This is a genomic window from Stenotrophomonas sp. YJH_SMC_123 (genome assembly GCF_059368215.1).
Genome location: NZ_JCAFRM010000001.1, coordinates 365,802 through 378,735 on the forward strand (window position 1 = coordinate 365,802; position 12,934 = coordinate 378,735).

At 67.7% G+C, this 12,934-nt stretch carries 12 protein-coding genes; 7 read left to right on the forward strand and 5 right to left on the reverse strand.

Annotated elements, in window-relative coordinates:
• Nucleotides 1-18: 18 nt before the first annotated feature.
• Nucleotides 19-564: a GNAT family N-acetyltransferase gene (locus AC5P5W_RS01690; protein ID WP_014646444.1), complete on the reverse strand. Its 546-nt coding sequence runs from the start codon at nt 562-564 to the stop codon at nt 19-21.
• Between the two features lie 95 nt (nt 565-659).
• Complete coding sequence (locus tag AC5P5W_RS01695; protein WP_014646445.1) at nt 660-1,517, reverse strand: 23S rRNA (adenine(2030)-N(6))-methyltransferase RlmJ; 858 nt, start codon at nt 1,515-1,517, stop codon at nt 660-662.
• Between the two features lie 35 nt (nt 1,518-1,552).
• Here AC5P5W_RS01695 and creB point away from each other — a divergent pair, with 35 nt between their 5' ends.
• The 7 genes from creB to AC5P5W_RS01730 all read left to right on the forward strand — a co-directional run bounded on the left by creB (nt 1,553) and on the right by AC5P5W_RS01730 (nt 9,396).
• Nucleotides 1,553-2,278 (forward strand): two-component system response regulator CreB, encoded by a 726-nt coding sequence (gene creB / locus AC5P5W_RS01700; RefSeq protein WP_080376403.1) that lies wholly within the window; start codon nt 1,553-1,555, stop codon nt 2,276-2,278.
• Nucleotides 2,279-2,281: 3 nt separating this feature from the next.
• Nucleotides 2,282-3,742: a two-component system sensor histidine kinase CreC gene (gene creC / locus AC5P5W_RS01705; protein ID WP_142234439.1), complete on the forward strand. Its 1,461-nt coding sequence runs from the start codon at nt 2,282-2,284 to the stop codon at nt 3,740-3,742.
• Between the two features lie 81 nt (nt 3,743-3,823).
• Nucleotides 3,824-5,143 carry a cell envelope integrity protein CreD gene (gene creD, locus AC5P5W_RS01710; RefSeq protein ID WP_142234440.1) on the forward strand — a complete coding sequence of 440 codons (1,320 nt, stop codon included), beginning with the start codon at nt 3,824-3,826 and terminating at the stop codon, nt 5,141-5,143.
• A gap of 10 nt (nt 5,144-5,153) precedes the next feature.
• The gene (locus AC5P5W_RS01715) at nt 5,154-5,564 is read left to right on the forward strand and encodes a hypothetical protein (RefSeq protein ID WP_100449661.1); all 411 of its coding nucleotides are present in this window, start codon (nt 5,154-5,156) and stop codon (nt 5,562-5,564) included.
• Between the two features lie 155 nt (nt 5,565-5,719).
• Entirely contained in the window at nt 5,720-7,312 is a 1,593-nt protein-coding gene (locus AC5P5W_RS01720) for a M20/M25/M40 family metallo-hydrolase (protein ID WP_014646450.1), read from the forward strand.
• Between the two features lie 154 nt (nt 7,313-7,466).
• Complete coding sequence (gltX, locus tag AC5P5W_RS01725; RefSeq protein WP_197557007.1) at nt 7,467-8,870, forward strand: glutamate--tRNA ligase; 1,404 nt, start codon at nt 7,467-7,469, stop codon at nt 8,868-8,870.
• Between the two features lie 34 nt (nt 8,871-8,904).
• Nucleotides 8,905-9,396, forward strand: a complete 492-nt coding sequence (locus AC5P5W_RS01730; protein WP_004150412.1) for a Fur family transcriptional regulator — start codon at nt 8,905-8,907, stop codon at nt 9,394-9,396.
• A 111-nt stretch (nt 9,397-9,507) separates the two neighbouring features.
• Here AC5P5W_RS01730 and AC5P5W_RS01735 read toward each other — a convergent pair whose 3' ends face one another.
• Genes AC5P5W_RS01735 through AC5P5W_RS01745 form a run of 3 tightly spaced genes read right to left on the reverse strand, consistent with a single transcriptional unit; the run spans nt 9,508 to nt 12,910 of the window.
• The gene (locus AC5P5W_RS01735) at nt 9,508-10,662 is read right to left on the reverse strand and encodes an HlyD family secretion protein (RefSeq protein WP_014646452.1); all 1,155 of its coding nucleotides are present in this window, start codon (nt 10,660-10,662) and stop codon (nt 9,508-9,510) included.
• A gap of 8 nt (nt 10,663-10,670) precedes the next feature.
• Nucleotides 10,671-12,344 carry an MFS transporter gene (locus AC5P5W_RS01740; protein ID WP_197574152.1) on the reverse strand — a complete coding sequence of 558 codons (1,674 nt, stop codon included), beginning with the start codon at nt 12,342-12,344 and terminating at the stop codon, nt 10,671-10,673.
• Nucleotides 12,344-12,910, reverse strand: coding sequence for a TetR/AcrR family transcriptional regulator (locus AC5P5W_RS01745; RefSeq protein WP_014646454.1), 567 nt, complete (start codon nt 12,908-12,910; stop codon nt 12,344-12,346). The genes AC5P5W_RS01740 and AC5P5W_RS01745 overlap by 1 nt, the downstream gene beginning before the upstream one ends.
• Nucleotides 12,911-12,934 lie beyond the last annotated feature (24 nt).

The following is a 12,934-nucleotide window of genomic DNA, read 5'->3' on the forward strand; positions in this document are numbered from 1 at the left end:
CGGGGCCCGGCGCATCTGTCAGTTGTCCAGCTCCAGCACCATCCGCACCAGGCCTTCGGCACCGGCCGGGTGCGGGACCGGCTTGAAGCCCAGCGAGGCGGCCAGCTGTTTCATCGGCTCGTTCTCGGCGGCGACGTCGCCGTACAGGCGGTCCAGGTACTTGCCGCGGCCCCACTTCACCAGCTTGCGCATCAGCTGCCGGCCCAGGCCCTGGCCAATGAGGAAGCGGCTGATCAGGATCGCGTACTCGGCTTCACGGGTGCCGGGGATGATCGAGGCCCGGGCGACCGCGCCGACCACCGCTTCGCCAGCGGGCAGGGATTCGGCTGCGACCAGGGTGATCTCGGTCTTGGGATTCGGGTGGGTCAGGCGCTGGGTGGTTTCCGGCGAAAGCTCGGTCACCGCCTGCAGGAAACGATCACGGATTTCTTCCGGCCCGAACAGGCTGAACGCCGCTTGCAGCGGTGCGCCATCTTCCGGGCGGATGGGGCGGATCAGCAGCTCGTGGCCGCTGGGAGCCTTGAAGATCTCATGCCAGGGCGGCATGCGGTTGCGAGTGGCCATACCGGGTGATTCCTTGGTGGTCCATCGATTGTGGCATCACCGGGGCTGCATTCCGTGAACGAAAGGCTCACGGCGGTACAGCCTCGTGAAGGCCGTCATTCGGGGGCTTTGAGCCAATCCAGGCGGGTGCTGGCCCCCGGTTCGCCCAAGTGCTGGCGCAGCGCCGGCAGGGCCGGGCCGACCACCCGGTCGAACTGCCACGGCGGGTTGAGCAGCAGCATGCCGCTGCCGTTGAGGCGCAGCGGCGAGTCGTCCGGGCGCACCAGGAACTCGATCGTCATCGCCGATTTCACCGGCAGGGCGGTGGCCTTGCGCAGGAAGTGCAGGATGGTGCGGCGCTGCTTGATCGGGAACCACACCGCGCAGGTCGCCTGTGGCCAGCGCGCCAGGGTCTCGGCCAGGGCGGCCAGAACGGCCTGGTACTCGGCGTCCTGGGCCTCGTACGGCGGGTCGATCAGCACCAGGCCACGGCCGATCTTGCTGCCGTTGAACTTCGGCGGCAGCAGCGAGCGCAGCAGGGCATAGCCATCGCCAGCGCGCACATCGACGCGGCTGTCATGGGCGAACAGGGCCTTCAGCGTGGCCGTTTCGGCTTCCTGCAGCTCGCAGACCGCCATGCGGTCCTGCGCGCGCATCGCCTGTGCGCTCAGCAGCGGCGAGCCCGGGTAGTTGGTCAGCGCGCCCACCGGGTTGTCGGCCTGCACCGCCTTCAGGTAGCGCTCGACCACCTCCGGCAGCCTGGGCTGGGCCATCAGCCGCATGATCCCGGATTCGGCCTCCAGGGTCTTGCGGCTCTCTTCGCTGGCCAGCAGGTAGCGGCCGGCACCGCCGTGGGTGTCGAGCACGAAGAACGGGCTGTCCTTGCGCTTGAAGCTGTCGATCAGGGCCAGCTGCACGATGTGCTTGAGCACATCGGCGTGGTTGCCGGCGTGGAAGGCGTGGCGATAGTTCATGGGCGGCAGTGTACGGGGCGGCGGCCGCAGCGGCTATGCTGCGCGCCATGACAGCTCCCGTTGCCCATGTCCTGGTGGTCGAGGACGAAGCCGCCATCGCCGAAACCGTGCTCTATGCGCTGCGCAGCGAAGGCTATGCCGCCAGCCACTGCCTGCTGGGCGGCGAGGCCCTGCAACGGCTGCAGGCCGGCGATATCGACGTGGTGGTGCTGGACGTGGGCCTGCCGGACCTGGGCGGTTTCGAGGTCTGCCGGCGGCTGCGTGCGCAGCCCGGGCCGGCGGCGCAGCTGCCGGTGATCTTCCTGACCGCCCGCAACGATGAAGTGGACCGCGTGCTCGGCCTGGAACTGGGCGCCGACGATTACATGACCAAGCCGTTCTCGCCGCGTGAGCTGGTGGCGCGGGTGCGTGCGCGCCTGCGTCGCGTGGCACCGGTCGTGGCAGCCCCCGGCGCAGATGCGGGCTGGCAGGAACATGGCGCCTTCGCCATCGACCGCGAAGGCCGGCGTATCCGCTTCCGCGGCCATGCGCTGGACCTGACCCGATACGAGTACGCGTTGCTGGAAGCGCTGCTGCAGCGCCCCGGTGCCATCCTCAGCCGCGCGCAGCTGATGGACCGGGGCTGGGACAGCAGCGCCGACAGTGCCGACCGCACCGTCGACACCCATGTAAAGACGTTGCGCGCCAAGCTGCGTGCGGCTGGTGCCAGCGACGACCCGATCCGCACCCACCGTGGCCTTGGCTACGCGCTGGAGGTCTAGCCGATGCGCCTGGTACTGAAGCTGTTCCTCGGCTTCTTCCTGATCACCGGCATCGCCGCGTTCTTCGTGATGCGCGTATTCGTCAACGAGGTGAAGCCCGGTGTGCGCCAGGCGATGGAATCGACCCTGGTCGATGCGGCCAACGTGCTGGCCGAGATGGCCGCCGCCGACGTCAAGGAAGGCACCATCCGCAGCGGCAGCTTCACCCGCAACCTGGCCAAGGCGCGGCAGCGCGACCTGAAGGCGATGGTCTGGCGTTTTCCCAAGCGATCGCTGGATTACCGGGTGACCATCACCGATGCCAGGGGCATCGTCATCTACGACTCGCTGGGCCGCGACCTCGGGCGTGACAATTCGCGCTGGAACGATGTCTACCGCACCCTGCGTGGCGAGTACGGCGCCCGCTCCAGCCCGGAAATACCAGGCGAAGAAGGCGATACGGTGATGCACGTGGCGGCGCCGGTATACGACCCGGCCGATGGGCGCACCCTGATCGGCGTGCTCAGCCTGGCCCAGCCCAACCGCAGCATCGATCCGTTCATCGCCGCCAGCCAGCGCGCCATCATCGAGCGCGGCGCCTGGTTGATCGGGCTGTCGGCGCTGGTCGGCGTGCTGGTGACGATGTGGCTCACCACCGGCCTCGGCCAGCTCAGCCGCTATGCACGCGCGGTCAGCGCCGGCGAACCGGTGCCACCGCCACGGCGCCGCCGCGACGAGATCGGCGACCTGGGCCAGGCGCTGGAAACCATGCGCCGCAAGCTGGAGGGCAAGGCCTATGTCGAACAGTACGTGCAGTCACTGACGCATGAAATGAAGAGCCCGCTGGCGGCGATCCGCGGTGCCGCCGAGCTGCTGCAGGAGCCGCTGCCCGAGGCCGACCGCGTGCATTTCGCGCGCAGCATCGTCGACCAGCAGGAGCGGCTGACCGAGACCATCGACAAGCTGCTGGCGCTGGCCGAAGTGGAACAGCACGGCTGGCTGCAGACCCGCGATCCGATCGCGCTGCCAACGTTGCTGGCCGATGCGGCAGCGGCGGCGCAGGTGCGTGCGCAGGCGGCCGGCGTGCAGGTCAGCATCGGCAGCGCGCCCGACCTGCGCGTGCAGGGCGATGGCTATCTGCTGCGGCAGGCGTTGCACAACCTGATCGACAACGCCATTGCCTTCTCACCGCCCGGCGCGGACATCGCACTGCAGGCCGAGGTGGACGGGCAGGGCGTGCGCCTGCAGGTAGCGGATCGCGGTACCGGCATTCCCGACTACGCGCGCGAACGGGTGTTCGAACGCTTCTATTCGCTTGCCCGCCCGGGCAGCGGCCGGCGCAGTTCCGGCCTGGGCCTGCCGTTCGTGCAGGAGGTCGCGCGCCTGCACGATGGTCGCGCCAGCCTCGACGCGCGCGACGGCGGTGGCACCGTGGCCAGCCTGTGGCTGCCGTTGTCAGTGCCGGGCCAGCGTCCGCGCCGCTGACTTCACACTCGCTTCAACTTCGCCACAAACCCTGCTCACCGCAGCGGTCCATCCTGCAGCCCTCTCCAACGAGGATGGACCATGAAATCCCTGAAGATGCTGCTGAGGTTCGCCATTGTCGGCGGGCTGATCCTGTTGCTGCTGGTGCCGCTCATGATGATCCGCGGGGTCATCACCGAGCGCAGCCAGTACCGCGACGAGGCCTTTGCCCGGGTGGCCGACAGCCGTGCCGGCACGCAGCAGCTGGTGGGCCCGGTACGGGTGGTGCCGTGGGTGGAACGCAAGCAGGTTGAACTGGTTGACCCGCTGGGCGTCAAGAAGACCGAGATCCAGGTGACCGAGGGCCACTGGCTGCAGATGCCGGCGTCGCTGGAGGTGGGCGGCGAGATGCTGCCGAGCCAGCGCGAGGTCGGCCTGTTCAAGGTGCCGGTGTACAGCTGGAATGGCCAGTTGAAGGCGACTTTCGCCGAAGACGACTATCCGATGAAGAACGGCCGCACCTATGGCCAGCCCTATGTGGCGCTGGGGGTCTCCGATGTGCGCGGCCTGGTGGGCACGCCGAACCTGCGGGTGGACGGCAAGCAGCTGCGGTTGCTGCCCGGCGTAGGCGTGGCCAGCGAAATCGGACGTGGCCTGCATGCGCCGGTGAGCGGTTTCGCCGCGGATCAGGGCGGCGCGCTGGCCGCCAGCACCGTTGAACTGGAGCTGCGCCTGGATGGCAGCCGCATGCTGTCCGTGGTGCCGGTGGGCGATGACACCCGGATCGCGCTGCGTTCGAGCTGGCCGCATCCGTCGTTCAGCGGCGCCTTCCTGCCGAACGAACGCCGTGTCGATGCACAGGGCTTCGAAGCACGCTGGGCGGTGTCCTCGCTGGCCTCCGATGCACAGCGCCAGCTGCGCAGCGAGGGCTCGATCGATTCGCAGGCCGTGACGGTGTCGCTGGTCGATCCGGTCGATACCTACACCCAGGCCGACCGTGCCTCGAAGTACGGCGTGCTGTTCGTGGTGCTGACCTTCGTCGGCTTCATCCTGTTCGAACTGATCAAGTCGCTGCGCATCCATCCGCTGCAGTACCTGATGGTCGGCCTGGCGCTGGCGATCTTCTTCCTGCTGCTGATCAGCCTGTCCGAGCACATCGCGTTCTGGAAGGCCTACCTGGTCTCGGCCGTGGCCTGCATCGGCCTGCAGGCGGTGTACCTGGCCAACGTGCTGGGCCACTGGAAGCGCGGCCTTGGCTTCGCTGCGCTGCTGACCGTGCTGTACGGCGCGCTGTATGGCCTGCTGGTGTCGGAGAACAACGCACTGCTGATGGGATCGCTGCTGCTGTTCGTGATCCTGGCGCTGGCGATGTGGGTGACCCGCCGGGTCGACTGGTACGCGCTTGGCGCGGACCTGAAGTAAGGAGCACGCCATGAGCTGGCGCCAGGGATTGCGGCAACGGGCGCGGCAGGGCATTCCGGCCCTGCTGGAAGTGGATGCACTGCTGCAGGCACATGGCGTGCTGGCGGCCCTGCCGGGGGCACGGATCGCCCCCGGCGTGGTCCGCTTCCAGCTGGCCGCGGTGACCTGCGAGGGATTGCAGGGCAAGGGCCTGGCCTGGTTGCAGGGCGCGCGGCAGGGACGCGGTGCGCTGGCGGGGAAGGTGCCGCGCTACCGGCCATGGAAGGCCGGGGCGGAAGCACTTGCGGAAATCGGCATCGGTGGCCTGCCCGATGACTGGCCCGCGCATGCGGCGGTGTATGGCTGCAGCAGCATCGACCGGCGGCACTGGTTGCTGCTGCTGCCGGAGCGGGCGCAGCTGTGGCTGGGGTGGAGTGGGTGAGGTGGTTTGGCAGATGCGACCCAACCACTCTTCTGTGGGGGCGAACCCTGGCTCGCACGCTTCCGCGCCGCCCATGACCGATGGGACGGTATCGCGGCGCCGCTGCTGGCTAGACTCGATGGGTTGATGAGCAGGCCGGAAGGCAGGGGTGCGATGTGTTGAAGTGGGGCGTGCTGGCCGTAGCGCTGGCAATGGGTGGCAATGCAGCGGCGCAGCAGCGCGAATCAGTGGACCTGGACATGGTCAGCCGCATCCGCCAGGAGGCCTTCCACCGTTCGCAGGTGATGGACACCTTCAGCTATCTCACCGAACGCATCGGCCCGCGGCTGACCAACTCCCCGGCGATGGGCCGCGCCAACGCGTGGACCCGCGGCAAGTTCAACGAATGGAAGCTGGACAACGTCCACGACGAAGCGTTCGATGACTTTGGCCGTGGCTGGGAGTTCACCTCGGCCAGCGTGGAAATGCTGGGTGACCGTGTGCAGCCGCTGCATGCACTGCCCAAGGCCTGGACGCCGGGCACCAAGGGGCCGGTTGAAGGCGAGCTGGTGCAGGTCGAGATCAAGAAGCCCGAAGACATCGAGAAGTACCGCGGCAAGCTGCGCGGCAAGATCCTGCTGCTGGGCGAGGCGCGCGAGTACAAGCGCGGCACCGAGCCGGATTCCCATCGGCATGACGCGACCTCGCTGGAAGGCCTGCAGGCGTTCACCCTGCCGAAGGACCAGGACGCCACCGCCGAACGTGCCAAGCGGGTCAAGGAGTACCAGGAACGCCAGCAGCTGGCGACCAGGGTCAATGCGTTCTTCGTCGAAGAAGGGGCGCTGGCCTCGATCAGCATCAGCAGCTGGGACAACGGCATCATCCGCGTTGCCGGTGGTGGTTCGCGCAAGGCCGGCGAGCCGGTCGGCATCCCCGAGCTGGCGATGATCAGCGAGCACTTCAACCCGCTGGTGCGCGCGCTGAAGGCCGGGCAGACCGTGCGCCTGCGCGTGGATGTGGCCGCGCGCTTCACCGATGACGCCGACCAGCCCGGCTACAACACGCTGGCCGAGATCCGCGGCAGCAGCAGGCCTGATGAAGTGGTGATGATCGGCGCGCACCTGGATTCCTGGCACAGCGGCACCGGCGCGGCCGACAACGCCGCAGGCGTGGCGGTGATGATGGAGGCCATGCGCATCCTCAAGGCCACCGGCGCCAGGCCCAAGCGCACCATCCGCGTGGCGCTGTGGAGCGGCGAGGAGCAGGGCCTGATCGGCTCGCAGGCCTATGTGGCCAAGCATTTCGGCCGGTTCCCGGAGCCCACCGACCCGGCGCAGAAGGCGCTGCCGGCGTCGCTGCGCGAGCCGACCGGTGCACTGCAGAAGACCCGCGATTACAGCAAGTTCCAGGTCTACTTCAACATGGACAACGGCTCCGGCCGCTTCCGGGGCATCTACGCCCAGGAAAACCTGGCGGCGATGCCGATCTTCGAAGCCTGGCTGGCGCCGTTCCATGACGTCGGCGCCACCACCGTGGCGACCCGCAACACCGGCAGCACCGACCACATCAGCTTCGACCGCATCGGCCTGCCGGGCTTCCAGTTCATCCAGGACCGGCTGGACTACTTCACCAATGTCCACCACAGCCACCTGGACACCTGGGACCACGCCGAACCGGAAGACCTGAAGCAGGCCGCAGCCATCGTCGCCTCGTTCGCCTACAACGCCGCGATGCGCGAGCAGCCGTTCCCGCGCAAGGTGGAACCGTAAAAGGGGACGGAGGGGATTAAGTCGTTTCTCCCCTCCGTTTCCCGGTTGCAGTGCCCACGGGCTGGGCAATCGCGACTTAATCCCCTCCGTCCCCTTTTTCCGTCGGGGGCGGCGGGCTGGTAAAATCGGGGGATTCCCGTTCCTCGAGCCGTCCATGACCTGCCGCACCCGCTTCGCCCCCAGTCCCACCGGCTACCTGCACATCGGTGGTGCCCGCACCGCGCTGTACTGCTGGCTGGAGGCCCGCCACCGTGGCGGCGAGTTCGTGCTGCGCATCGAGGACACCGACCGTGAACGCAGCACCCAGGGCGCGATCGACGCCATCCTGGAGGCGATGGAGTGGCTGGGCCTGGACTACGACGAAGGCCCGATCTATCAGACCGACCGCGTCGCCCGCTACCGGGAAGTGGCAGAGCAGCTGATCGCCGACGGCAAGGCCTACTACGCCTACGAAACCCGCGAAGAGCTGGACGCGATGCGCGAGGCCGCCATGGCCAGGCAGGAAAAGCCGCGTTACAACGGCGCTGCACGCGAACTGGGCCTGCCGTACAAGGACGACCCAAACCGCGTCATCCGCTTCAAGAACCCGCTGGAAGGTACGGTGGTGTTCGACGACCTGATCAAGGGCCGCATCGAGATCGCCAACAGCGAGCTGGATGACATGGTCATCTTCCGCCCGGACGGCTACCCCACCTACAACTTCGCGGTGGTGGTGGACGACTGGGACATGGGCATCACCGAGGTCATCCGCGGCGACGACCACATCAACAACACCCCGCGCCAGATCAACCTGTACGAGGGCATTGGTGCGCCGGTGCCGAAGTTCGGCCACATGCCGATGATCCTGGACGAGCAGGGCGCCAAGCTGTCCAAGCGCACCGGCGCGGCCGACGTGATGCAGTACAAGGACGCCGGCTACCTGCCCGACGCGCTGCTGAGCTACCTGGCCCGCCTGGGCTGGTCGCACGGTGACCAGGAGCTGTTCAGCCGCCAGGAACTGATCGACCTGTTCGACGTGAAGGACTGCAATTCCAAGGCCTCGCGCCTGGACATGGCCAAGCTGGGTTGGGTCAACCAGCACTTCCTGAAGACCGAGGACGTGGCCGCCATCGTGCCGCACCTGGTCTACCAGCTGCAGAAGCTGGGCCTGGACGTGGCCGCCGGCCCGGCCCCGGAGGATGTGGTGATCGCCCTGCGTGAACGCGTGCAGACCCTGAAGGAAATGGCCGAGAAGGCCGTGGTCTGGTACCAGCCGCTGACCGCGTACGACGAAGCGGCGGTGGCCAAGCACCTCAAGGCCGGTGCCGAGGTAGCGCTGGGCAAGGCCCGCGAGCTGCTGGCAGCGTTGCCGGAGTGGACCGCCGAGTCGGTGGGCGTCGCCCTGCACGACGCGGCCGCAGCGCTGGAGATCGGCATGGGCAAGGTCGCCCAGCCGCTGCGCGTGGCCATCACCGGCACCCAGGTCAGTCCTGACATTTCCCATACCGTTTACCTGGCCGGCCGCGAGCAGGCCTTGAAACGCATTGATGCGGCCATCACCAAGGTAGCAACGGCCTGAGGCATCCTTGCCAGGCCCGAACCGGAGAACACGCATGCCCGCCAAGACCGCCACTGCCTGTACCGCCCCGCACCACCACGTCCACGACGCATCGGATTTCGTGGCGGTGGTCGAGCGTGTCTCGCGCGAACGCGGGCTGCGCCTGACCCCGATCCGCGCCAACGTGCTGAAGCTGATCGCCGAGGCCGGCAAGCCGGTCAAGGCCTACGAGCTGCTGGAATGGGTGCGCAACGGCAAGGGCGTGGGCGCCGATGCCCCGCCCACCGTGTACCGCGCGCTGGACTTCCTGATGGCCAACGGGTTCGTGCACAAGCTGGAATCGGTGAATGCCTTCGTGGCCTGCCACCATCCCAGCAGTGCCGCGCATTCGGTGCCGTTCCTGATCTGCAACAGCTGCCACAGCGCAGTGGAGCTGGAGGACCGCGAGATCGTCACCCAGCTGGAGAAGCGCGCCAAGGAACTGGGCTTCCAGCCACAGGCGCAGACGCTGGAAGTGCACGGCCTCTGCGCGCGCTGCGCCGGCTAACGCAACGGTAGTGCCGGCCGCTGGCCGGCATTTTGGAAACGGGGTCAGATCCCTTTGCCACTGGCAAAGGGATCTGACCCCGTTTCATACCGGTGCGGCAGGGCCTGCGTCCTAGTCCATCGGCTTGGACCGGGTATCCACCCGCACGATCACCGACATGCCGGGCCGCAGCTGCTTTGCCAGCTTCTGATCCCTGTTGATCGATATCCGCACCGGTAGCCGCTGCACCACCTTGGTGAAGTTGCCGCTGGCATTGTCCGGGCGCAGCACGCTGAATTCCGACCCGGTGGCTGGGGCGATCTCCTGCACGCGGCCCCGCAGCACCTGGCCCTGGAACGCGTCCACCGAGAACGTCGCCGGTTGGCCGACCGCCATGCCCCAGGTCTGGCCTTCCTTGTAGTTGGCCACCACCCACAGCGTGTCAGGTACCAGGAACAGCAGCTGCGAACCGGCAGCGACGTACTGGCCCACGCGTACGCTGGCTTCGCTGATCTGGCCGTCGCGTGGTGCGTGGATCACCGTGTTGGCCAGGTCGATGCGGGCCAGTTCCAGCTGCGCCTGCGCGCTTTCCACCTGCGCTTCCAGGCTCTTGCGCGCGACCTGGGTCGACACCAGCGTTTCCTCGGCGATGCGGATCTGCGCCTGCGACTGCTGCACGCTGGCCTGTGCCGACGCCTGGGTGGTGCGGAACTTGTCGCGGTCGTTGATGGACACCAGCTGCTGCGCCGCCAGTTCCTCGTAGCGTTTCAATTCATTGCGCGAACGCTGCAGTTCGGCCTGGCCAGCCGACAGCGTGGCGCGGGCGGAGGCAATCTGTGCGCGGTTCTGCGCCTGTGACTGGTCCGAGTTGGCCAGCGCCGCGCGCGCGCTGTCCAGCGTCGCCTGCGCCTGGGCCACGCGCTGCGCATAGATGCGGTCATCGATGCGCAGCAGCGGCTCGCCCTGCTTCACATGCTGGAAATCCTTCACCAGCACTTCGGTCACATAGCCGTTGACCTGCGGCGCCATCACCGTGATCTGGCCGCGTACATAGGCGTTGTCGGTCACCATCACGCTGCTGGTGAACGGCCACAGGTGCCAGGCGCGCAGGATCAGCGCAATGCCCAGCAAGGCCACTACCACCATCACCACCACGCTGCGGGCGCTGGGCTTGAGGTACTTCGGCGCGACCGCAGGTTCTACCGGCGTGGCCGCGGGCGCCGCGTCGGTCGGCGGCGGTGGGGTGACGTTGTCGGTGTCGTCGGGGCGGGGCGGGACGGGAGGCATGGGAGGACTCAACGGGACGCGGTCGGCGTGGACGCGGTGGAAAGGGCGGGGTGGCGCTTGCGCCATTGCTTGAGCACGGCGGTGCGCAGCGACAGCAGCAGCAACCAGCACAGGAAGCCGATCGCCAGCCAGCCGCTCAGCGTGAACACGTCATTGAAGCCACGCACGTTGGCTTCGCGGCGCGTGGTCTGCGCCAGCTGCGCGCTGCCCTGCGCACTGCGCAGCACCGGGTCGGTGATCTGCGCAGCGTACAGCTGCTGCTGGATGCGCAGCCGTTGCGCGACCACCGGATCGGCCGGATCGAGCTGGCTGGTCAGCGCGCTGGAATACAGCTGCTCGCGATGCAGCTGGAAGGTCCCCAGCACCGCCGAACCTGCCAGGCCACCCAGGGTCTGCGTGATCGACAGCGTCACCAGGAAGGTGATCATGTGGTCGACGCCCTGTTTCAACGCGGCGGAGATGCCGAGCATGATCAGCGGGCCCATGAACATGCCGGCACCGACCGAGGCCAGGAACTGGCTGGCGTAGAAGTCGTGCGGCCGGTCCAGGCTGGTGCGGTGCTGGTCGAAGAACGCGGCGGCGCCCAGCAGCAGGATCGCCATCAGCAGCTGCGCGATCAGCCGCTTCGGTCCGAAGGTGAGCGAGGCGCCGGCGATGCCGACGATCACCCCGGCCAGGATCACTACGAACAACGGCCGCATCTGGTCAGGCCCCATGCCCAGCGTGCGCATCAGGTTGACCACGCCGTAGGACTGCTCGGTGGTCAGGAAGCGGATCAGGAACGCGCCGACGATGAAGTGCAGCACCGGCAGCTTCGACAGCCAGCGGATCTGCAGCAGCGGATTGCGCCGGTAGTGTTCGATGATGAAGGCGGTGGTGGACAGCACGATCGAGGCGACCAGCGCCCAGCCCAGCCATGGGGTGTTGAGCCACCAGCGCGTGTAGCCCTGCGCCAGTACGATCACCAGCAGCGCGACCGCCGGCGCGAGCAGGGCGAAAGTGAGGAAGTCCAATGGCTCGAACGCCTTTACCTGGATGCCCGGCGGCAGCTTCAGCACCACCACTGCCGCGAACGCGCACAGGGCCAGGCCGGCTTCGAAGGAGTACAGCTGGTGCCATTGGCCGGTATCGACCAGGCCTGGTGAAACGATCCAGGCGATCGGCACCGCCAGCTGCGACAGGCCGACACCGACCACCAGGAGATTGCCGGTGAATCGGCGCGGCAGCGCCTGCAGCATGTACAGCGTGCCCAGTGTGGAACAGGCCGCACCCGCGAAGCCGCTGGCGGCTCGGGTCAGCATCGTGGTCTCGAAGCTGCCGACGAACAGGTGCAGCACCGCCAGCGCCGCATACAGGCCCAGGCCGATCTCGGCGAACAGGCGGATGCCGTACTGCTGGCGGAACTTGAAGGCCAGCAGGTTGGCGGTGACATTCACCATCGCATACGCGGCCACCAGCCAGCTGCCCTGGGTCGGAGTGAGCGCCAGCTGGCCCTGCAGGAACGGCAGGTTGGCGGTGACCAGCGCATTGCCGAGGCCGCCGGTGATCGCCACCAGCAACGATACCAGCGCATAGGCCGCGCGCCGGTACGGCGGGTGCCAGGGCATCGACGCCGAGCCGGGCATGGTCGGCTTCTCATGCTCCTCCCAATCCGGAACCGGCTTCAGATACGGCTGGACCATCAACGGGCCTCGCTGGCAGCTCCCTGGAGACCCCCACGCAGCAGCTGCAGGGCACGCCCGGCCAACTGGGCGCGCTCGTCGCGGGTCTTGCCGCGCAGGGCCGCACCCAGCATGCCCGAGATCAGTGAAATATCCGTCTTTTCCAGGTCGTCACGGCACAGCCCGGCGGCCTTGGCGCGCGCGATCGGTTCCTCCAGCAGGTCGCGCACGGTCTCGCGCGCGGCGCGCATGGACGGCACGTCCGAATCAACCGCACGCCAGTAATCGGCCAGTGCCGGCGAATCGATGATGCGCTGGGCCATGCCCTCGAACACCTCGAACAGGGCGTCATCGCGGTCACCGAGCTGTTCGACCTGGCGCCGGATGCGGTCGACCGTGCGCTGCAGCAGCGCCTGGATCAGCGCGGTGCGGTCGGGGAAGTTGCGGTACAGGGTGGCGCGGCCCACCTGGGCGCGTTCGACCACCAGATCCAGCGGGGCGGTGACGCCATGTTGGCCGAAGACATGATCGGCGGCGTCGAGGATGAGGGCACGGCGGGCAGCAGCATCGGCACGTTGAGCGGTCATGGAATTATTTTCGGACAAAAGTGT

What these genes read in the sequence shown, in the direction of transcription:
- AC5P5W_RS01690 (WP_014646444.1), bottom strand. Translation starts at nt 564, where the DNA reads ATGGCCACTCGCAACCGCATGCCGCCCTGGCATGAGATCTTCAAGGCT.
- creD (WP_142234440.1), top strand. Translation starts at nt 3,824, where the DNA reads ATGAAATCCCTGAAGATGCTGCTGAGGTTCGCCATTGTCGGCGGGCTG.
- AC5P5W_RS01715 (WP_100449661.1), top strand. Translation starts at nt 5,154, where the DNA reads ATGAGCTGGCGCCAGGGATTGCGGCAACGGGCGCGGCAGGGCATTCCG.
- AC5P5W_RS01745 (WP_014646454.1), bottom strand. Translation starts at nt 12,910, where the DNA reads ATGACCGCTCAACGTGCCGATGCTGCTGCCCGCCGTGCCCTCATCCTC.
- creC (WP_142234439.1), top strand. Translation starts at nt 2,282, where the DNA reads ATGCGCCTGGTACTGAAGCTGTTCCTCGGCTTCTTCCTGATCACCGGC.
- gltX (WP_197557007.1), top strand. Translation starts at nt 7,467, where the DNA reads ATGACCTGCCGCACCCGCTTCGCCCCCAGTCCCACCGGCTACCTGCAC.
- AC5P5W_RS01730 (WP_004150412.1), top strand. Translation starts at nt 8,905, where the DNA reads ATGCCCGCCAAGACCGCCACTGCCTGTACCGCCCCGCACCACCACGTC.
- creB (WP_080376403.1), top strand. Translation starts at nt 1,553, where the DNA reads ATGCTGCGCGCCATGACAGCTCCCGTTGCCCATGTCCTGGTGGTCGAG.
- AC5P5W_RS01735 (WP_014646452.1), bottom strand. Translation starts at nt 10,662, where the DNA reads ATGCCTCCCGTCCCGCCCCGCCCCGACGACACCGACAACGTCACCCCA.
- AC5P5W_RS01740 (WP_197574152.1), bottom strand. Translation starts at nt 12,344, where the DNA reads ATGGTCCAGCCGTATCTGAAGCCGGTTCCGGATTGGGAGGAGCATGAG.
- AC5P5W_RS01695 (WP_014646445.1), bottom strand. Translation starts at nt 1,517, where the DNA reads ATGAACTATCGCCACGCCTTCCACGCCGGCAACCACGCCGATGTGCTC.